This window comes from Leclercia sp. AS011 (assembly GCF_037152535.1).
Classification (GTDB): Bacteria; Pseudomonadota; Gammaproteobacteria; order Enterobacterales; family Enterobacteriaceae; genus Enterobacter.
Genome location: NZ_JBBCMA010000010.1, coordinates 39866 through 59703, shown reverse-complemented (window position 1 = coordinate 59703; position 19838 = coordinate 39866). Strand labels below are relative to the sequence as shown.

The following is a 19838-nucleotide window of genomic DNA, read 5'->3' as shown; positions in this document are numbered from 1 at the left end:
GGTAAACTGATATTCGGGGGCCTCAGGCCATCCCATCATGTTTCTGCTGCTGGTGCGCGTGTTCTCTTTTGAACTCGGCCAGCAACTTTGCTTGCTCTTCAGTCAGAGCCAGGTTTTCCAGAAGTTCAGGTCTTCTAAGCCAGGTACGGCCCAGCGACTGCTTCAGACGCCAGCGACGAATCTCGGCATGGTTTCCCGACAGTAAAACCGGCGGTACCTCCATCCCTTCTAACACTTCAGGACGGGTATAGTGTGGGCAGTCCAGCAATCCGTCAGCAAAAGAGTCTTCTGTTGCTGATGCTTCATGGCCCAGTACCCCCGGAATGAACCGGGAAACGGAGTCAATCAGCGTCATTGCCGGTAACTCACCACCGCTGAGAACGTAATCGCCGATAGACCATTCTTCGTCAATCTCGGTCTGAATTACGCGCTCATCTATCCCTTCGTAGCGACCGCACACCAGAATCAGTTTCTGATTCGCTGCCAGTTCGCTGACGCCCGCTTGATCAAGCTTGCGTCCCTGAGGTGACAGATAAATCACCTTTGCGCCTTCACCTGCCGCGGCTTTTGCTGCTGCGATGGCATCCCGTAAGGGTTGAACCATCATGAGCATCCCCGGTCCGCCGCCGTAAGGACGTTCGTCCACGGTACGGTGCCGGTCGTGGGTGAAGTCACGTGGACTCCAGCTCTCGATGCTCAGCAGGCCATTTTTTACTGCCCGGCCAGTTACCCCGTAATCAGTAATCGCGCGGAACATTTCAGGAAACAGGCTAATAATGCCAATCCACATAGCGCCGTCTTTTACCGTTTTCAGGAGAATTTAAAAACCAGGATCCCAATCTACTTCGATAGTTCGAGTAGCGAGATCGACTTTCTTGATAACCTGCCCATCGAGGAACGGAACCAGCCGCTCCTTGATACCGAATGCATCTTTCAGGTTTGCCTTAATGACGAGAACGTCATTGGATCCGGTTTCCATCATATCGATGACTTTGCCCAGACCGTAACCTTCAGTAGTAACTACCTGGCAACCGATAAGGTCTTTCCAGTAGTAACCCTCTTCCAGTTCAGGCAACTGCGACGAATCCACGACAATTTCACAATTAGTCAGCGCATTCGCGGCATCGCGATCGTCAACGCCTTTCAGCTTGATAACGATGTCCTGATTGTGGTGACGCCAGCTTTCCAGCTCGACCTCTTGCCACTGACCCGCCTTCTGGATAAACCAGGGCTGATAGTCAAAAATGCTTTCGGCGTCTTCGGTGGAGGAAAACACTCTGAGCCAACCACGGATACCGTAGCAAGAACCCATTTTGCCCAATACAATCGGTTCAACAGGTGCTTTTTTGCTCATCATGACCACCGTGACAGATTAAGCTGCTTTGTTTGCTGCTTTGATCAGCGTAGCAACGCGATCGGAAACGGTAGCGCCCTGGCCAACCCAGTGAGCGATACGATCCAGATCCAGACGGGTTTCTTCTTCTGCGCCAGCGGCCAGTGGATTGAAGAAACCAACGCGCTCGATGAAGCGACCGTTGCGTGCATTACGGCTGTCAGTAACAACAACCTGGTAGAACGGACGCTTTTTCGCGCCGTGACGTGCTAAACGAATAGTTACCATAACATCCTCTTGTGTGAATAAAACACCGGGCCCCATCGAGGGAAGGAGCCCGGTGTCATATTAAAAGCCCGAAAATTTTACTGATTTCTGGGGAAAATGCAATCAACAGTTACGTACACCGCAATAAAAGGCCGTCGGCGGTGCAGCCAGTTTGGTGCCGGCGTGCGCGCAGTCACCGGAGCGTACACGCAGTACGTGAGGATGACGAGCACACCCCGGTGCCAAAATGGCAAACAAGCCAGGCCAGTTACCTACCCGGGAAGCCTGGCGGCATCATGCCTTTCATACCGCGCATCATTTTGGCCATTCCGCCCTTCTTCATCTTCTTCATCATGCGCTGCATGTCGTCGAACTGCTTCAGAAGGCGGTTAACGTCCTGCACCTGCATCCCGCAACCGGCCGCGATACGGCGTTTACGGGAGCCTTTAATGATTTCCGGCTTGGCACGTTCTTTCAGCGTCATGGAGTTGATGATCGCCTCCATGCGCACCAGAACCTTGTCGTCCATCTGCGATTTTACGTTGTCCGGGATCTGCCCCATGCCTGGCAGCTTGCCCATCAGGCTCGCCATGCCGCCCATGTTCTTCATCTGGCGCAGCTGTTCCAGGAAGTCGGTCAGATCGAAACCGTCGCCTTTTTTCAGCTTGGTCGCCAGCTTCTCAGCCTGGGCACGGTCAACTTTGCTCTCGATATCTTCGATCAGCGACAGCACGTCGCCCATGCCGAGGATACGGGAGGCAATACGATCCGGGTGGAAGGGCTCCAGCGCTTCGGTCTTCTCGCCGACGCCGAGGAACTTGATTGGCTTGCCGGTGATATGACGAATAGAGAGCGCCGCACCGCCGCGGGCGTCACCGTCCACTTTGGTCAGCACCACACCGGTTAACGGTAGCGCTTCGTTGAAGGCTTTCGCGGTATTTGCCGCATCCTGACCGGTCATGGCATCGACCACAAACAGGGTTTCTACCGGATTGATCGCGGCATGCACCTGTTTGATTTCGTCCATCATCGCTTCGTCAACGTGCAGACGACCGGCGGTATCCACCAGCAGCACGTCGAAGAACTTCAGCTTCGCCTCTTTCAGCGCCGCGTTAACGATGTCGATCGGCTTTTGCGAGACATCAGACGGGAAGAAGTCAACGTCAACCTGTTCAGCCAGGGTTTCCAGCTGTCTGATCGCCGCCGGGCGATAGACGTCGGCAGAGACGACCAGCACTTTCTTCTTGTGCTTCTCGCGCAGGAATTTACCCAGCTTAGCGACGCTGGTGGTTTTACCTGCACCCTGCAGACCGGCCATCAGCACCACTGCCGGCGGTTGCGCCGCCAGATTCAGGCTCTGGTTCTCTTCACCCATCGCCGAAACCAGTTCGTTACGAACGATTTTGACGAACTCCTGACCCGGGGTCAGGCTCTTGTTAACTTCATGACCAACCGCTTTCTCTTTTACGCGGTTGATGAAATCACGCACGACCGGTAACGCGACGTCTGCTTCGAGCAGTGCCATACGCACTTCGCGCAGCGTCTCTTTGATGTTGTCTTCGGTAAGGCGTCCACGGCCGCTGATGTTGCGCAGCGTGCGCGACAAACGATCGGTTAAATTATCAAACATTGTCTCTCGCCTGGGATAGAAACGTGAGGTCGCTGGCGCGACACGTACACAGAATTTTGCCGGAGTATAACATGAAGGCGTCTTTGTTGTTATGCAACGGTTGGAGCACGCCTCACGTAACGTTATACTGCCTCTCTTTATCACCAGGACAACTGTCGACACCTATATGCCTGTTTTCGCACTGATCGCTCTTGTGGCGTACTCTGTCAGCCTCGCGCTGATTATCCCTGGCCTGCTACAAAAAAACAGCGGCTGGCGGCGAATGGCTATTTTGTCGGCTGTCATCGCGTTGATAAGTCACGCTTTTGCGCTCGAAGCGCGCATTCTGCCGGGGGACGGCAGCGGGCAAAACCTGAGCCTGCTGAACGTCGGGTCGCTGGTCAGCCTGATGATCTGTACGGTCATGACCATCGTGGCCTCAAAAAACCGCGGCTGGCTGCTACTGCCGATTGTCTATGCCTTTGCGCTGATCAACCTCGCCTTTGCCACCTTCGTGCCGAATGAGTTCATCACCCACCTTGAAACCACGCCGGGGATGATGGTGCATATTGGCCTGTCCCTGTTCTCGTATGCGACGCTGATCATTGCCGCGCTGTACGCGCTCCAGCTGGCCTGGATTGATTACCAGCTCAAAAACAAAAAGCTGGCCTTCAGCAACGAAATGCCGCCGCTGATGACCATCGAGCGCAAGATGTTTCACATCACTCAGGTTGGAGTGGTACTGCTCACGCTCACCCTGAGTACCGGCCTGTTTTATATGCACAATCTCTTCAGTATGGAGAATATCGATAAGGCCGTGCTCTCCATCATTGCGTGGTTTGTCTATATTGTCCTGTTATGGGGCCATTATCATGAAGGCTGGCGCGGTCGCCGCGTAGTCTGGTTCAACGTGGCGGGAGCAGGCCTCCTGACACTGGCTTATTTCGGTAGCCGCGTCATCCAGCAGATCGCCAGCTAAGTAACCAAGGAGTTCCCCCTGGAACACATCTCTACTACCACGCTGATCATCACCCTGATCGTCATGGTGGTTATCTCCGCCTATTTCTCCGGCTCGGAGACCGGCATGATGACGCTGAACCGCTACCGGTTACGTCATCGCGCCAAACAGGGTAATCGGGCCGCACGCCGTGTGGAAAAACTGCTGCGTAAACCGGATCGCCTGATAAGCCTGGTGCTTATCGGCAATAACCTGGTCAACATTCTCGCCTCTGCGCTCGGCACCATTGTCGGCATGCGTCTGTACGGCAACGCCGGGGTCGCTATCGCCACCGGGGTGCTGACCTTTGTGGTGCTGGTCTTTGCCGAAGTATTGCCGAAAACCGTCGCCGCGCTCTATCCCGAGAAGGTCGCCTATCCCAGCAGCTTCCTGCTGGCACCGTTACTCATTCTGATGATGCCGCTGGTCTGGCTGTTAAACGGCGTGACGCGCGTGCTGATGCGTATGGTGGGCATTAAAGCGGATGTGACGATCAGCAGCGCCCTGAGCAAAGATGAACTGCGCACCATCGTCCATGAATCGCGCTCGCAAATCTCGCGTCGTAATCAGGATATGCTGCTGTCGGTGCTGGATCTGGAGAAGGTCAGCGTTGACGACATCATGGTGCCGCGCAATGAGATCGTCGGTATCGACATCAACGATGACTGGAAGGCCATTGTTCGCCAGTTGACCCACTCCCCGCATGGCCGGATCGTGTTGTACCGTGATTCGCTGGACGACACCATCAGCATGCTGCGCGTGCGCGAAGCGTATCGTCTGATGACCGAGAAAAAAGAGTTCACCAAAGAGGTGATGCTCCGGGCGGCGGATGAGATTTACTACATTCCGGAAGGCACCCCGCTCAGCACCCAGCTGATCAAATTCCAGCGCAATAAAAAGAAAGTGGGTCTGGTGGTCGATGAGTATGGCGATATCCAGGGGCTGGTGACGGTGGAGGATATTCTGGAGGAGATTGTGGGCGACTTTACCACCTCTATGTCCCCTTCCCTCGCGGAAGAGGTCACGCCGCAAAACGACGGCTCGGTGCTGATTGACGGCAGCGCGAACGTTCGTGAACTCAACAAAGCCTTTAACTGGCAGATGCCGGAAGCGGAAGCCCGTACCATTAACGGAATGATTCTGGAAGCGCTGGAAGAGATCCCGGCCTCGGGTACGCGGGTGCGTATCGGCCAGTACGATATTGATATCCTGGACGTGCAGGACAATATGATTAAGCAGGTAAAAGTTTTGCCGGTGAAACCGCTCCGGGAGAGCGTGGCGGAGTAAGCGGATATAGGCCGGGTCAGGCGAAGCCGCCGCCCGGCACTACGGAAGGCCAGTTACGCTTTGGCTTTCGCTACGGAGACCATCGCCGCGCGAATAGTACGACCGTTCAGGGTATAGCCTTTCTGCATCACCATCAGCACGTTACCGGCAGCAACGTCCTCAGACTCCACCATCGCAATGGCCTGATGCACGTTCGGATCCATCGGCACGTTGGTGTCGGCAACCACTTCGACGCCAAATTTCTTCACCACGTCCAGCATGGATTTCAGCGTCAGCTCGATCCCTTCAACCATCGGGGCCATATCCGGGTTCGCTTTATCCGCCACTTCTAGCGCGCGATCCAGGCTGTCGATGACCGGGAGCAGTTCATTCACGAACTTTTCCAGCGCAAATTTGTGCGCCTTTTCAACGTCCAGCTCGGTACGGCGACGCAGGTTTTCCATTTCCGCTTTGATACGCAGGATGCCATCGCGCTCGCGGTTCTGGGCTTCAGTGACCTGAGCTTCCAGATTCGCAATTTTTTCATCGCGCGGATCCACCTGCTCAGCACCAGCCTCAGGCTCTGTCGCCTCAACCTCTTCGTGCTGCTCCGTGATAATTTCTTCCGGGGCTTGCCCCTCAGGCGTTTTCTGTTCTTTACTACTCATGAATTTCTCCGCGTTTTTCTGCATTCAACTCGCTAACTTCGCTTATTATGGGGATCAGTTTCCGGGATTCAAGGGAACAAGCCACATTGTCATCATTCATTCGCACAAGGACCTTCAGAAAATGAGCAACCATTTCAAGTGTATTGGGATTGTCGGTCATCCACGTCACCCTACTGCGTTGACGACACATGAAATGCTGTATCGCTGGCTGCGCGCGAAAAACTACGATGTGATTGTTGAACAACAGATTGCCCAGGAACTGCAGCTGACCCATGTGAAGACCGGCACGCTGGCGGAAATCGGTCAGCAGGCCGATCTGGCGGTGGTGGTCGGCGGCGACGGCAATATGCTCGGCGCCGCGCGGACCCTCGCCCGTTACGATATTAAAGTCATTGGCATCAACCGTGGCAACCTGGGTTTTTTGACCGACCTCGACCCGGATAACGCCCAACAGCAGCTCGCTGACGTGCTGGAAGGCCACTACATCAGTGAAAAACGCTTTTTGCTGGAGGCACAGGTGTGCCAGCAGGATTGCCAGAAACGGATCAGCACCGCCATTAATGAAGTGGTGCTGCACCCGGGTAAAGTGGCGCATATGATTGAGTTCGAAGTCTATATTGACGAAATCTTTGCCTTCTCCCAGCGCTCCGATGGGCTGATTATCTCGACCCCCACCGGCTCCACGGCCTACTCGCTTTCGGCGGGTGGCCCGATCCTGACCCCGTCGCTGGATGCCATCACGCTGGTGCCGATGTTCCCGCATACCCTCTCGGCCCGCCCGCTGGTGATCAACAGCAGCAGCACCATCCGTCTGCGCTTCTCCCACCGCCGTAACGACCTGGAGATCAGCTGCGACAGCCAAATCGCGCTGCCGATCCAGGAAGGTGAAGATGTGCTGATCCGCCGCTGCGATTATCACCTCAATCTGATCCACCCAAAAGACTACAGCTATTTCAACACATTAAGCTCCAAGCTCGGCTGGTCGAAAAAATTGTTCTGAAATCGCATCCAGCACTTTACTGTATAAAAAACCAGTTTATACTGTACACAAACACAGTTATGGTTTTTCATACAGGAAAACGTTTATGCTGGCACAACTGACCATCAGCAACTTCGCCATCGTTCGTGAGCTCGAAATTGATTTCAACAGCGGAATGACAGCCATCACCGGGGAAACCGGTGCCGGTAAATCTATTGCGATTGATGCGCTCGGGCTGTGCCTTGGCGGTCGTGCAGACGGCGACATGGTTCGCGCTGGCGCCAGCCGCGCCGATCTATGCGCCCGTTTCTCCCTGAAAGATACCCCTGCCGCCCTACGCTGGCTTGAAAAGAACCAGCTCGAAGATGGGCGTGAGTGCTTACTTCGCCGCGTCCTCAACAGCGATGGCCGCTCCCGTGGCTTTATCAACGGTACCGCGGTGCCGCTGTCTCAGCTGCGTGAGCTGGGGCAGCTGTTAATCCAGATTCACGGCCAACATGCCCATCAGCAGCTCATCAAGCCTGAACAACAGAAGTCGTTGCTCGACGGCTATGCCGGTGAGTCGGACCTTATGCAGCTGATGGCAGAGCACTATCGTCAGTGGCATCAAAGCTGTCGTGAACTGGCGCAGCATCAGCAGCAGAGCCAGGAGCGCGCGGCCCGTGCCGAACTGCTGGCGTATCAGCTGAAAGAGCTGAACGAGTTCAATCCGCAGCCGGGCGAGTTTGAGCAGATTGACGAAGAGTACAAACGCCTCGCCAACAGCGGCCAACTGCTCTCCACCAGCCAGCAGGCGCTGACCTTAATGGCCGACGGCGAGGATGTGAATCTGCAAAGCCAGCTCTATACCGTGCGCCAGCTAGTGACCGAGCTGGCGGGGATGGACAGCAACGTGTCCGGCATGCTGGATATGCTGGAAGAGGCGGCGATTCAGATCTCTGAAGCCAGCGACGAGCTGCGCCACTACTGCGAGCGTCTGGATCTCGATCCTAACCGCCTGTTTGAGCTGGAACAGCGCATTTCGCGCCAAATCTCCCTGGCGCGTAAGCACCACGTTTCGCCGGAGGAGCTGCCTGCGTTCCATCAGTCCCTGCTCGACGAGCAGCATCAGCTTGACGATCAGGCCGACTCGCTGGAGACCCTCTCTCTGGCGGTCAGCGTGCATCATCAACAGGCGATGGAAACCGCCACGCAGCTGCATAACGTGCGTCAGCGTTACGCTCAGGAGCTGAGTCAGCACATCACCGAGAGCATGCATCTGCTGTCGATGCCGCACGGCGTTTTCACTATCGACGTGAAGTTTGAAACCAATCACCTGACGGCCGAAGGGGCAGACCGCATTGAATTCCGTGTTACCACCAACCCGGGCCAGCCGCTGCAGGCTATCTCCCGGGTCGCGTCCGGCGGTGAGCTGTCGCGTATCGCCCTGGCGATTCAGGTGATCACGGCGAAGAAAATGGAAACCCCGGCACTCATTTTCGATGAAGTGGATGTGGGTATCAGCGGCCCGACCGCCGCGGTAGTGGGTAAACTGCTGCGTCAGCTTGGCGAGTCCACCCAGGTGATGTGTGTGACCCACCTGCCGCAGGTTGCCGGTTGTGGCCACCATCATTTCTTTGTCAGCAAAGAAACCGACGGTGAGATGACCGAAACGCACATGCAGCCGCTGGACAAACGCGCCCGTCTGCAGGAGCTGGCCCGCCTGCTGGGCGGCAGCGAAGTCACCCGCAACACGCTGGCGAATGCGAAAGAACTGCTGGCTGCCTAAACTTTTTCGGTATCTCAGGGTCATACAGAACAATAAAAACGCCGACAGACCGGACGCCAGAGGTTTTAATGTGGTGAAAGGTCTATTATCATCGGCATATTACATATGAGCCGTCGCGTATTGCCCGGGCCCGAAAAGGAATCAAATCACTATGCGCTGTAAAACGCTGACCGCTGCCGCAGCGGTTCTTCTGATGATGACCGCAGGCTGCTCCACTCTGGAAAAAGTGGTTTACCGCCCTGACATCAACCAGGGGAACTATCTCGCTCCTAACGATGTGTCTAAAATTCGTGTCGGTATGACGCAGCAGCAGGTTGCCTATGCCCTGGGTACGCCGATGATGTCCGATCCATTCGGCACCAACACCTGGTTCTACGTGTTCCGTCAGAAGCCAGGCCATGAAGACGTGTCCCAGCAGACCCTGACGCTGACCTTCAACAGCAGCGGCGTACTGACCAACATCGACAACAAACCGGCGCTCACCAAAGAGTAAGGTTTCAGAAATGCAAAAAGGTGCTCATTGAGCACCTTTTTTGTTTTAAGGCAGGTTATTTCGCGGACTTCTCCGCGCGCTGGCGACGCAGCTCTTTCGGGTCGGCTATCAGCGGGCGATAGATCTCAACCCGGTCGCCGTCCCTGACGCTATCCGCCAGTTTGACCGGACGGCTGTAAATCCCGACTTTGTTTTTTGTCAGATCGATATCGCTGCGCAGCGTCAGCAGGCCGGAGGCGCGGATTGCCTCTTCAACGGTGGCGCCCTCCTCCAGGGTTACGCGCTGCAGATACTGCTTTTCCGGCAGCGCGTAGGCCACTTCCACCACGATGTTAGCCGGCACTGTAAACCTCTTTGGCGCGTACCGTGAAAGCCTGGACCATATTCGCCGCCAGCTCTTTGAACACGCGACCAAACGCCAGCTCGATCAGGGCATTGGTAAACTCAAAGTCGAGATGAAACTCGATGCGGCAGGCATCAGCACTGAGCGGGACAAACTTCCATCCCCCCATCAGCTTCTTGAACGGGCCATCCACCAGCTGCATCAGAATGCTCTGGTTATTGGTCAGCGTGTTACGGGTGGTGAAGGTTTTGCTGATCCCGGCTTTGGAGACATCCACCGCCGCCGTCATTTGCGTCGGGCCTGAGTCCAGCACGCGGCTCCCGGTACAACCCGGGATAAACTGCGGATATGACTGTACGTCATTCACTAACTGGTACATCTGTTCCACACTGTAGGGGACAAGCGCAGTACGACTAATCTGAGGCATAACATTTTTCCTGATCAAACAACCGATAAATAATAGCATTTATCACCTGTTAAAAAAACGCTGAGCCTCATCTCGTGCTAATATAGCGCGTTAGACCTCACAGGACGCAATGAGGTGACTTTTTGACATCAGATTACCTACGGCTTCACGACACTTATGACGAAGAAAAAAGCACATAAACCTGGCTCGGCAACCATTGCGCTCAACAAGCGTGCCCGCCACGAGTATTTCATTGAAGAAGAATTCGAAGCTGGCCTTGCGTTGCAGGGCTGGGAAGTTAAATCGCTGCGTGCGGGTAAAGCTAACATCGGGGATAGCTACGTAATCTTTAAAGACGGCGAAGCCTTTCTGTTTGGCGCGAACTTCCAGCCACTGACGGTCGCCTCTTCCCACTACGTCTGCGATCCCACCCGCACCCGTAAGCTGCTGCTGAACAAGCGCGAGCTGGACTCCCTCTTCGGGCGTATCAACCGCGAAGGTTACACCGTGCTCGCCCTGTCGCTGTACTGGAAGAACGCCTGGTGCAAAGTAAAAATCGGCGTGGCAAAAGGTAAGAAGCAGCACGACAAACGTAACGACGCCAAAGATCGCGAGTGGCAGGTTGATAAAGCGCGCATCATGAAGCACGCAGGCCGTTAATTTCCGGATACTTATTGAGCGATTCAATAAGTTAGCGTTCCGGACTGGTATCCGGGCTGCAAATTCTGGTATACTTGCTGTAACACTATTGGGGCTGATTCTGGATTCGACGGGATTTGCGAAACCCAAGGTGCATGCCGAGGGGCGGTTTGCCTCGTAAAAAGCCGCAAAAAAATAGTCGCAAACGACGAAAACTACGCTTTAGCAGCTTAATAACCTGCTAAGAGCCCTCTCTCCCTAGCTTCCGCTCTTAAGACGGGGATCAAAGAGAGGTCAAACCCAAAAGAGATCGCGTGGAAATCCTGCCTGGGGTTGAAGCGTTAAAACTAATCAGGCTAGTTCGTTAGTGGCGTGTCTGTCCGCAGCTGGCGTGCGAATGTAAAGACTGACTAAGCATGTAGTACCGAGGATGTAGAAATTTCGGACGCGGGTTCAACTCCCGCCAGCTCCACCAAAATTCTTTGTTGATGGTCACCAGAGCCTGATACGAAGTCCTGAAAGCCCGCACGGCGCAAGCCTGCGGGCTTTTTTGTATACTCAATCAACGTAACGAAGTGAGTAAAATCAAAGAGAACGCTTACGGCTCAACCTTCGTCAAATAGTCCAGCCGCAACGGCTCCGCCAGCAATTCATCCATTTGCAGGATAAACGCCTGGAAATGAGGCAGCGCAATATGCGCCTCCAGCCCTTCCTGACCTCGCCAGGCTTCCCGGACATAAAAACAGTCTGGCGTGTCGCGCAGTTGATACAGGTGATATTCAATATTTCCTGGCTCTTGACGGGTCGGCAATAATAGCGCCTGCAAGGCCTTTTTTAACGAGTCTCGCTTGCCCGGTTTTGCCTTCAAAATGGCAATTATTGAGATAATATCTGGGGAGCCCATCTCAGAACCCCTCCAGCACAATCTTCCCGACCGCACGCCCTGTTTCCAGTTGCGCATGAGCTTTCTGCACATTCGCCGCCGTGATCGCCCCGTAGTGCTCACCCAGCGTGGTGGTGATCGTCTGCTCATCAATCAGTGCTGCCACGCGGGTCAGCAGCTGATGCTGGGCGATCATATCCCGGGTTTCAAACATTGAGCGGGTGAACATAAACTCCCAGTGCAGGGAGATGCTCTTCGCCTTTAGCGGGCGGGCATCCAGCGTCTCGGGATCGTCAATCAGGGCCAGCTTACCCTGCGGCGCCAGAGCCTTAATGATTTCAGCGTAATGCGCCTCGGTATGGTTCAGGCTGGCGACGTGGGTCACCTCATTGATTCCCTGCGCGGCCAGCGCTTCCGACAGCGGCTTGCTGTGATCGATAACGTAATGCGCCCCTGCCTCCCGCACCCACTGCTGGCTTTCCGGGCGTGACGCCGTGCCGATAACGGTCATTTTTGTCAGCTTGCGCGCCAGCTGAACGAGGATGGAGCCCACTCCGCCCGCGGCACCGACAATCAGCAGCGTGTCGCCTTCGTTGCCCTGCTCCTGAACCCCCAGCCGATCGAACAGCATTTCCCACGCGGTGATGGCCGTTAGCGGCATCGCGGCGGCGGCGGCGTTATCCAGCGTTTTTGGCTTCAGGGCCACAATGCGCTCATCCACCAGCTGATACTCACTGTTGCTGCCCGCCCGGCCCAGCGCCCCGGCATACCAGACTTCGTCGCCCGGCGCGAAAAGGGTCACCGCCTCGCCCACCGCGGCGACAACGCCCACCGCATCCCAGCCGAGAACACGCGGCGTATCCCCGCTAAACCCGGCGCGGACTTTAGTATCCACCGGGTTAACGGAGATGGCTTTCACTTCAATCAGCAGATCGTGCCCGGACGCCGTCGGCTGCGGCAGCTCAATCTCGTGCAGGGCGTCAATGTTATTGGGTGCAGAACGGGTAATGGCAATGGCTTTCATAATGTCTCCGGCGTTTTATCCACTGTGTCGCAATAATTTGATGGTAAAGCGAAGCTGCGACGGGAAAAATAGCCTCGCGGAGACAAGACTTATACTCGGGAGATGAAAATGGTGCGGCTTGAGGATCTGATACTGTTCGTTCGCGTCGCTGCCCTGAGCAGCTTCAGCGATGCGGCACGAGAGGCGGGCGTTCAGCCGGCGCAGGTCAGCGCCGCTATCAAACGGCTGGAGTCGACCCTGGCCATCCGGCTGTTTGCGCGCTCCACCCGCAGCCTGCGCTTAACCCCGGAAGGCGAGGCCTGGCTACCCTACGCGCGACAGATGCTGGATGCCATGTACGCCGGGATGCAAAAAATCCAGACCCCGGAAGAGGAGATCTCCGGCACGTTGCAGATTGCCGTCCCATCGGATTTAGGCCGTAACCTGCTGCTGCCGGTGTTTCAGGCGTTCGACGAACGCTACCCGGCACTGCGGCTGCGCATTTTTTTCTCCGACCAGGTCGCCGATGTCTTTAAGGATCCGGTGGATATCGCCTTTCGCTACGGCATGCCGGAAGATGCCTCCTATATTGCTCTCCCCGTCGCTCCCGATAACCGCCGCGTGCTGGTGGCGTCGCCCGAGTGGATCGCCCGCCACGGTGACCTGAACCATCCGGATGAATTAAGCCGGGTCAACGCCCTGACCTTTGTCCTGCGCGGACGTCTGCACGATCGCTGGACCTTCTTCCGCGACGGGGAGATGCACAGCGTCAACGTCAGCGGCAGCATGATGAGTGACGATGCCGAAGTGATCCGCCGCCTGGCGGTCACCGGGGCGGGCGTAGCCTACAAATCCTGGCTGGACGTGGCGGAGGATGTCCGCGCCGGTCGGCTCCGGGTATTAATGCAAGATTACGTGGGTGAGAGCGTGCCGCTGAACATGATCTGCCCGCACCGCAAGCAGCTCTCCGCAGGCGTCAGGTTACTCTATGAGGCGGTCAAAGCCTGCTGTGAGGGTCAGTCGGCGCGTTAATCCTTTCAAAGAAGATATTTGCCTGCGTTTTTGGTACGAAAAGCGGCAAAAATGCGCTATAAAAGCCGCATGAAAATCCCAAACAGACTCCAGCCCCTGGTCGACGACGGCCTGATAGACAACGTGCTTCAACGCCTGAAAAGCGGCAAAGAGGCTGACGTTTACACCGTGCTATGCGGGGACCAAATCCAGTGTGCCAAAGTGTACAAGGAAGCGTCACAGCGCAGCTTCAAGCAGGCCGTGCAGTATCAGGAAGGCCGCAAAGTCCGCAACACGCGTGACGCGCGCGCCATGCAAAAAGGTTCCAGATTTGGCCGTAAGCAGCAGGAAGAGGTCTGGCACACCGCAGAGGTCGATGCGCTATTCCGCCTGGCTAACGCCGGGGTCCGCGTGCCGCAGCCCTATATGTGTCTGGACGGCGTGCTGCTGATGGAGCTGGTCACCGATGCTGATGGCGACGTTGCGCCGCGCCTGAGCGATGTGGCCTTAACGGAAGAAGAGGCCGTAAAAGACTTCGCCACCATGATCCGCAATATCGTGCGCATGCTCTGTGCCGGTATTGTCCACGGCGACCTGTCAGAGTTTAACGTGCTACAGGATGCCGAGGGGCCGGTCATTATCGACCTGCCGCAGGCGGTGGATGCCGCCGCCAACAACCATGCCCAGTCCATGTTTGAACGCGATGTGAATAACATCACCGAGTATTACGGTCAGTTCGCCCCGCAGCTGCTGAAAACGCGCTACGGGAAAGAGATCTGGATGCTCTATGAAGACGGCAAACTCACCCCGGAAACGCCCCTCACCGGGCTGTTTGTTGAAGAGACCCATGCTGTAGATATGGATTCTCTGCTGGATGAGATTATTTCGGCAGAAGATGAATACTACGAACGCCAGCGTGCGGTCAGAGAGCGCGAAGAAGACTAACGCCGTGAAAGCCCGCAATTTGCGGGCTTTTTGTTTCAACGCTTACAGCACCACGCTGCGATGCACCTTAATCACCGCTTTTTTGATCATGCCCGACTGCGTGGTATAGCAGCCTGGCTTGTGCGGCTCCCCCGGCATAAAGACGGCAAACATCCCCGGCGTTAACCTCAGAGACTGCTCCTTGTCGATGCGCGAGCAGAGCTGATAATCCTCCTCCTCGTGCCACGCATCACACGCCCGGGCGCTGCCCGCCAGGCCGTAGTAAATCTGCTCTTCCCCTTCCAGCAGGATCTGGATGTCGATATAGCTGCGGTGCAGTTCGGCGCGTTTCTCTTCCGCGCGCTGCGTCGCAAACGCCATCACGTTGACGAATACCCTCTCCCCCTGCAGCGGGTAGCTACCCGGTTCGAGGTTCGCCATCCCCGCGCTCAGCGCCTGGTCGATGGCCTGACAGAACGCTGCCGGTAGCCCGGCGGCCTGAAGCTGGTTGATATCACCTACAATCATTGCAATGTTCCTTGTGCCCATAGTGCCGCGCCCAGCAGCCCGGCATTGTTCTGATGGCTGGCTGGACAGAGTTCGGTCTGGTATACAGCGGGTTCCTGCGCCAGAAAGTGTTGCACCAGCGGGAGATACCCCTCGGCCAGGCCGATGCTGCCGCCCAACACCACCCGCTGGCAGTCGGTCAGGGCTTTCAGATCCGCAATCAACCGCGCCAGCGTTTTAGCGGAACGCGCAATCAGTGCTACCGCCTGCTCATGCCCCCGGGCGGCGTGAGCGAAAATGGCTTTCGCATCCAGCCCGGCCAGCTCTCCTTCAGCCGCAGCGGCGATCCCCCGCCCCGAGGCGATGGCCTCCACGCAGCCGATGCGCCCGCAGCCGCAGCGCGGCCCGTTCGGATCGGCCAGGGTATGGCCGCAGTGGCCGGTCAGCCCGCCGGAGCCGGTCACCAGCCTGCCGTTGTGGATCACCCCTCCCCCAACCCCGGTCGAGACGGTGATAAACACCATGTCGCGGATGGCGTGCGGCATCTGCTGATACTCGGCCAGCGCCGCGGCCTGGGCATCGTTTAAGGCCACGCCGGGAAGGCCGGTCAGGGCGGATAAGCAGTCCACCAGCGGGAAGTGGGAAAGCCCCCCGAGGTTGGACGGGTTGATCGAGGTTAATACCCCGCGCTGAATAATCCCGGTCGAGGCGATGGCAAAGTGCTGCGCCCGGGAAGCGAGCGGCGTCACCAGCTCGCGCAGCGCGGCCTCCAGCGCATCCGGCGTCTGGCTGGCGGGCGTGGGGATCTCCCGCCGGGCGATAATCTGTAAGCCGCTGTCCACCAGCGCCGCGGCGAGCTTGGTCCCGCCGATATCAATAGCCAGGGTGATCATGGGGTCGCTCTCTGTGGTGCATGCAACGCGTTAAGGAATGACATAGCACCTCCCTTAACCTTTGTTTTTAACAAACTGGCTGGCCCTTTCGCGCCTAATCAGGGCGCCGCTAAAGGGTTTGCCGTCGATGGCGTCATGGGTGCGCAGGGCTTCAGGATGGAGCCAGCGCTGCACGCGGGACGGCATATCAAAGCCAATCAGCAGGATGACGACGAAGGTCAGGCCGAACGAGAGCGAACAGAGCGCGGTGCCCAGATCGAGACGCTGGGCGATAAAGGCCCCCAGCACCGGGGCCAGTGCGCCGCCCAGTGCACCAACGTTATAGGTAAAGCCGAGCCCGGCCGCGCGCTGCTCGGTATCAAAATAGCCGCCGATCAGTTTCGGCAGGATCCCGGAGATCCCCTGGCCCAACATCTGCTGGAAGAAGAGCAGCAGGCCCAGCACCCAGACGCTGCTCCCTCCGATGGTAAACACCGGAATAATCAGCAGCTGCGAGGCCAGCAGGCTACAGACATAGGCTTTGCGCGTGCCTAACCAGTCCCCGAGGAAGCCCCCGGCGCAGCAGCCTGCGGCAGAGCCAAAGCCGCTAAAGAACAGCACCTGGGCGACGGTGGCGGGATCGTAAGCCAGATCGGTTTTCAGGTACGTCGGTAACAGGGCCTGAATCGGCCAGGAGTAGAGGAAAGCAAACAGCACCACCACCATCAGGGTGACGCCGGTCGGCCAGCGTTTACCGTTGCTCTGCACCATAAAGCTGATAAAGATCCCCGCGCAAAGCAGGCCGAGCATGGCGACAATGGCAGCGCTGTCGAGCTGGCCCGCGAAGCAGAACCACAGGGAGACCGCCGCCACCAGCGTCATGGCGATATTAATGAACCGATGTTCCCCGCGATAGAGAATGTCCACCATGGTTTTGACCGGGGTTTTGCTCTGCTGTTTCTCTTTCCAGTCTTCCGCTTCCGGGATGTTTTTCCGCAGCCACAGGGCAAAGATAATCGGCAGAATGCCGATGAAGAACAGCGCCCGCCAGCCCCACTCCGGCACCACCAGGCTGTAGACCTGAGCCGCCACGACCGCGCCGACGGAGAAGCCGGAAATCAGGAAGCCGCTGGCTTTATTGCGCAGGTGCTTTGGCCAGCTTTCGATCACGTAGGTGGCGCTGGAGCCGTACTCCCCCGCCATCCCCATGCCGATCACCAGACGGGCAATGAACATGGTGGTGTACCCCTGGGCCAGGCCGCACGCCAGGGTGCCCACGGAAAAGAGGACGATGCTGCTGACCATCGCCAGGCGACGACCGTAGCGATCGCCCATCGCGCCCAGCATCAGGCCGCCGAACCAGCGGGAGATAAAGGCGGCGGAGATCAGGCTCGCGGCGTGCAGAGTGGTGAGGCCGAATTCGGTTTTTATATCGGTAAGGACGAGGGCAATCAGAACAAAATCAAAACCATCCAGAACGTAACCGACCCAGGCGGCGGAAAACGCACGCCACTGTTGACGGCTGAGGCAACGATACCACGGGACATTTTGTGTCATTGTATTCATGTCAGTCTCCGCAATGGGTAAACCCATACGCTGTTTTTGTAGGGTACAGCTTCAGTGATGCCGGACAGGTCCGGCATCGGTCGTTGTCTTAACCTTGTTCTTTTTCTTGCTGGAGCTGATGCGCCAGGGCGCGCAGTTCAGGCAGGTATTTTTCATCCACCGGCGCAAACGGCTTGCGGCACAGGGGCACCTCAATCACGCCCATGTAGTGCAGCACCGTCTTCAGGCCACGGAACACCCCCACCTTGATCAGCAGATCGATAACCTCATTACATTTTGTCTGCAACGCCTGAGCGGTGGCGATATCCCCCTCTTTCAGGGCTTTCACGATCCCCTGATAGCGCCAGCCCATGATGTTATAGGTGCTGCCGATCCCGCCATCGGCACCGGCCAGCAGGCCGGAGGCGAAGATCTCGTCGTAGCCGTTGTACAGCACCAGATCCGGATGCGCCCGGCGGATCTGCTCCATCTGGAAGAGATCCCCGGAGGTCTGTTTCAGGGCCCCCACCCCCGGCAGGGTCACCAGGGTGTTGATCTGATCCAGAGAGAGTTTCACCCCGCTGAGGGCCGGAATGTTGTACACCACCATCGGCAGCCCATCCGCAGAATCAATAATCCCACGGTAGTGATCGCAGTGCTCTTCAAAGCTGAACGGATAGTAGAACGGCGTCACGGCGGAGACGGCGTCATAACCAAAACGACGGGCGGCCCGGGCGAGTTGCTGGCTCTCATGGGTGCTGACGGTGCCGACGTGGGCAATCAGGGTAAGTTTGCCTTTCGCCTCTTCGGCGACGATTTCCAGCACTTCCTCACGTTCCGCGCTGCTCTGCACAAAGGCTTCGCCGGTGGATCCGCCGACGTACAGACCGTCCATCCCCTGGGCGATATTGAAGCGCACCAGCTGGCGCAGGCTTTGGGTATCCAGCTGCTGCTGGTCATTAAACGGCGTAAGAAGTGCGGGCATAACCCCTTTCAGCGTAACTGACATACAAACCTCGAGTGTGTGATGATGATGTGATAACTGTAGACCTTTATACCTGTTATACCAGTAAGACCGAAACAAACACTATCGAAATGCGCAGAACGCGATCCAGTTCACTAAACGATCGTGGAGACTACTTGCGGCGTTTTTTGCTCTGCTCGAAGGCGTGCCAGGTGGCGAAAACGCTGGTGAGGTGCGCCTGCAGGGCCTGTTCAGCCGCATCGGGATCCTGACTGCGGATCGCTTCGAAGATGGTGATATGTTGCTGATAACTGGTGTTATTATGCTCGCGCAATGCCTGCTCAGGTACCGCAGGACGGGCGGCGATCAGCCAGTCGATCAGGGCCACGTGGATGGCCATAAAGATAGGGTTGTTAGGGATCTCCGCCAGCACGCGGTGAAACTCGACGTCGGAACGGATAAAGAGCGCGTTGTCATCCAGCGACTGGCTGTTCAGCTCAAGCGCTTTTTCCAGCAGGGCGATCTGTTCCTTACTGGCATGCTGGGCAGCATGGCGCACCAGGCTGGATTCAAAGAACAGACGCAGCTGCTCGAAATGGGCGATCCCGCCCGGATGGGCGAGAAAATCCTTCGCCATGCCGGAAAGCTCGCTGATGATGGTATCCGCCGACGGACGGGAAATGCGGGCCCGCTCGCCGTTCTGGATCTGCACCAGCCCTTTGCGTTTTAACGCCGCCAGCGCCTCCCGGACCGACGGGCGACCGACGTTAAAAAAGGCCATCAGCTCGCGCTCGGACGGCAGTTGCTCCCCTTCGGCGAACTCCCGACGACGGATCATCTGCTCCAGCTCTTCTTCCACCATCTCGGACAATTTTTTGCGCGCCAGCGGGCGACGGCGTAATGCACGCCCAATGGTTTCCGGAGAGGTTTCTGCCTGTTTTTCGCTGGATAGTGTCATAGAGGCTACGTCGTAAGAAGTTGAGTTAATGAGTTCTTTATCATAACACAGCCCTTTCTGCCAGGTGCTATGCGAACGGACGTAATACAAGCGGAATAATTATCAATTGCAAAAGGGTGTAAATATTCCCTGATACGCACCGGCTATTATTAAATTTGACCAGCCATTCAAATATTGCTTCGCCGGGTAATATTATTTTTGCCGCCCCGTGAATTAAAAAAATAAATTCGCCTGCTAAATAATTTTAAAAAGTGACAGGAATCAGACCAAACTAATTTCGAAAATATAGACAGCGCGATGAAAGTTGTACAACTGTGCCAGAAATGGCGTAGAAAAAATAATAACCAGGCCTCTCAGGGCTCATAAAAAAGTCTTATTGTCGGAAGATAAAGACATTCCATAG

22 protein-coding genes and 1 other RNA gene are annotated in these 19838 nt (G+C 56.6%); 9 read left to right on the top strand and 14 right to left on the bottom strand.

Annotated features, from left to right (window positions below; all coding sequences use genetic code 11):
* Positions 1–22: 22 nt before the first annotated feature.
* The 4 genes from trmD to ffh all read right to left on the bottom strand — a co-directional run bounded on the left by trmD (position 23) and on the right by ffh (position 3230).
* Complete coding sequence (gene trmD, locus WFO70_RS21770; RefSeq protein ID WP_337019278.1) at positions 23–790, bottom strand: tRNA (guanosine(37)-N1)-methyltransferase TrmD; 768 nt, start codon at positions 788–790, stop codon at positions 23–25.
* 30 nt (positions 791–820) lie between these two features.
* Positions 821–1357, bottom strand: coding sequence for a ribosome maturation factor RimM (gene rimM, locus WFO70_RS21765; RefSeq protein ID WP_404527133.1), 537 nt, complete (start codon positions 1355–1357; stop codon positions 821–823).
* Positions 1358–1372: 15 nt separating this feature from the next.
* A complete protein-coding gene (rpsP, locus tag WFO70_RS21760) occupies positions 1373–1621 on the bottom strand; it encodes a 30S ribosomal protein S16 (RefSeq protein WP_003863133.1) in 249 nt (82 codons plus the stop codon).
* Positions 1622–1868: 247 nt separating this feature from the next.
* A complete protein-coding gene (ffh, locus tag WFO70_RS21755; protein WP_337019274.1) occupies positions 1869–3230 on the bottom strand; it encodes a signal recognition particle protein in 1362 nt (453 codons plus the stop codon).
* A gap of 166 nt (positions 3231–3396) precedes the next feature.
* Between ffh and WFO70_RS21750 the strand changes: the two genes are divergently transcribed.
* Positions 3397–4188 (top strand): cytochrome C assembly family protein, encoded by a 792-nt coding sequence (locus WFO70_RS21750; protein ID WP_337019272.1) that lies wholly within the window; start codon positions 3397–3399, stop codon positions 4186–4188.
* Between the two features lie 18 nt (positions 4189–4206).
* Positions 4207–5493 carry an HlyC/CorC family transporter gene (locus WFO70_RS21745; protein ID WP_337019311.1) on the top strand — a complete coding sequence of 429 codons (1287 nt, stop codon included), beginning with the start codon at positions 4207–4209 and terminating at the stop codon, positions 5491–5493.
* A 53-nt stretch (positions 5494–5546) separates the two neighbouring features.
* Here WFO70_RS21745 and grpE read toward each other — a convergent pair whose 3' ends face one another.
* Complete coding sequence (gene grpE / locus WFO70_RS21740; RefSeq protein WP_142486770.1) at positions 5547–6140, bottom strand: nucleotide exchange factor GrpE; 594 nt, start codon at positions 6138–6140, stop codon at positions 5547–5549.
* A 121-nt stretch (positions 6141–6261) separates the two neighbouring features.
* On the opposite strand from grpE, the gene nadK reads away from it, so the two are divergent.
* From nadK to bamE, 3 genes are all read left to right on the top strand, one after another.
* A complete protein-coding gene (nadK, locus tag WFO70_RS21735; protein ID WP_337019270.1) occupies positions 6262–7140 on the top strand; it encodes an NAD(+) kinase in 879 nt (292 codons plus the stop codon).
* Positions 7141–7225: 85 nt separating this feature from the next.
* Positions 7226–8887 (top strand): DNA repair protein RecN, encoded by a 1662-nt coding sequence (recN, locus tag WFO70_RS21730; protein WP_337019268.1) that lies wholly within the window; start codon positions 7226–7228, stop codon positions 8885–8887.
* Between the two features lie 151 nt (positions 8888–9038).
* Positions 9039–9380: an outer membrane protein assembly factor BamE gene (gene bamE / locus WFO70_RS21725; protein WP_039030087.1), complete on the top strand. Its 342-nt coding sequence runs from the start codon at positions 9039–9041 to the stop codon at positions 9378–9380.
* 55 nt (positions 9381–9435) lie between these two features.
* Here the strand turns inward: bamE and WFO70_RS21720 are convergent, their stop codons facing one another.
* Both WFO70_RS21720 and WFO70_RS21715 read right to left on the bottom strand, forming a co-directional pair.
* Positions 9436–9723 carry an RnfH family protein gene (locus tag WFO70_RS21720; RefSeq protein WP_337019267.1) on the bottom strand — a complete coding sequence of 96 codons (288 nt, stop codon included), beginning with the start codon at positions 9721–9723 and terminating at the stop codon, positions 9436–9438.
* A complete protein-coding gene (locus WFO70_RS21715) occupies positions 9713–10150 on the bottom strand; it encodes a type II toxin-antitoxin system RatA family toxin (RefSeq protein ID WP_337019265.1) in 438 nt (145 codons plus the stop codon). Before WFO70_RS21715 ends, WFO70_RS21720 begins: the two co-directional genes overlap by 11 nt.
* Positions 10151–10306: 156 nt before the next feature.
* Between WFO70_RS21715 and smpB the strand changes: the two genes are divergently transcribed.
* Both smpB and ssrA read left to right on the top strand, forming a co-directional pair.
* Positions 10307–10789 (top strand): SsrA-binding protein SmpB, encoded by a 483-nt coding sequence (gene smpB / locus WFO70_RS21710; protein ID WP_039030084.1) that lies wholly within the window; start codon positions 10307–10309, stop codon positions 10787–10789.
* A 90-nt stretch (positions 10790–10879) separates the two neighbouring features.
* Positions 10880–11243, top strand: a transfer-messenger RNA (tmRNA) gene (gene ssrA / locus WFO70_RS21705).
* Positions 11244–11366: 123 nt separating this feature from the next.
* Here the strand turns inward: ssrA and WFO70_RS21700 are convergent.
* Positions 11367–11657, bottom strand: coding sequence for a putative quinol monooxygenase (locus tag WFO70_RS21700; protein ID WP_337019309.1), 291 nt, complete (start codon positions 11655–11657; stop codon positions 11367–11369).
* Positions 11658–11673: 16 nt separating this feature from the next.
* Positions 11674–12675 carry a zinc-binding alcohol dehydrogenase family protein gene (locus tag WFO70_RS21695; RefSeq protein WP_337019262.1) on the bottom strand — a complete coding sequence of 334 codons (1002 nt, stop codon included), beginning with the start codon at positions 12673–12675 and terminating at the stop codon, positions 11674–11676.
* Between the two features lie 108 nt (positions 12676–12783).
* On the opposite strand from WFO70_RS21695, the gene WFO70_RS21690 reads away from it, so the two are divergent.
* Both WFO70_RS21690 and WFO70_RS21685 read left to right on the top strand, forming a co-directional pair.
* A complete protein-coding gene (locus WFO70_RS21690; protein ID WP_337019260.1) occupies positions 12784–13686 on the top strand; it encodes a LysR family transcriptional regulator in 903 nt (300 codons plus the stop codon).
* Positions 13687–13755: 69 nt separating this feature from the next.
* Positions 13756–14610, top strand: a complete 855-nt coding sequence (locus WFO70_RS21685; RefSeq protein ID WP_337019258.1) for a PA4780 family RIO1-like protein kinase — start codon at positions 13756–13758, stop codon at positions 14608–14610.
* Positions 14611–14652: 42 nt separating this feature from the next.
* Here WFO70_RS21685 and nanQ read toward each other — a convergent pair whose 3' ends face one another.
* The 5 genes from nanQ to nanR form a co-directional block, all read right to left on the bottom strand.
* Positions 14653–15117: an N-acetylneuraminate anomerase gene (nanQ, locus tag WFO70_RS21680; RefSeq protein ID WP_337019256.1), complete on the bottom strand. Its 465-nt coding sequence runs from the start codon at positions 15115–15117 to the stop codon at positions 14653–14655.
* Positions 15114–15989 (bottom strand): N-acetylmannosamine kinase, encoded by an 876-nt coding sequence (gene nanK, locus WFO70_RS21675; RefSeq protein WP_337019254.1) that lies wholly within the window; start codon positions 15987–15989, stop codon positions 15114–15116. The genes nanQ and nanK overlap by 4 nt, the downstream gene beginning before the upstream one ends.
* Before the next feature lie 54 nt (positions 15990–16043).
* The gene (locus WFO70_RS21670; protein WP_337019252.1) at positions 16044–17534 is read right to left on the bottom strand and encodes an MFS transporter; all 1491 of its coding nucleotides are present in this window, start codon (positions 17532–17534) and stop codon (positions 16044–16046) included.
* 88 nt (positions 17535–17622) lie between these two features.
* The gene (gene nanA / locus WFO70_RS21665; protein WP_337019250.1) at positions 17623–18522 is read right to left on the bottom strand and encodes an N-acetylneuraminate lyase; all 900 of its coding nucleotides are present in this window, start codon (positions 18520–18522) and stop codon (positions 17623–17625) included.
* A 127-nt stretch (positions 18523–18649) separates the two neighbouring features.
* Positions 18650–19435, bottom strand: coding sequence for a transcriptional regulator NanR (nanR, locus tag WFO70_RS21660; RefSeq protein ID WP_337019248.1), 786 nt, complete (start codon positions 19433–19435; stop codon positions 18650–18652).
* Positions 19436–19838 lie beyond the last annotated feature (403 nt).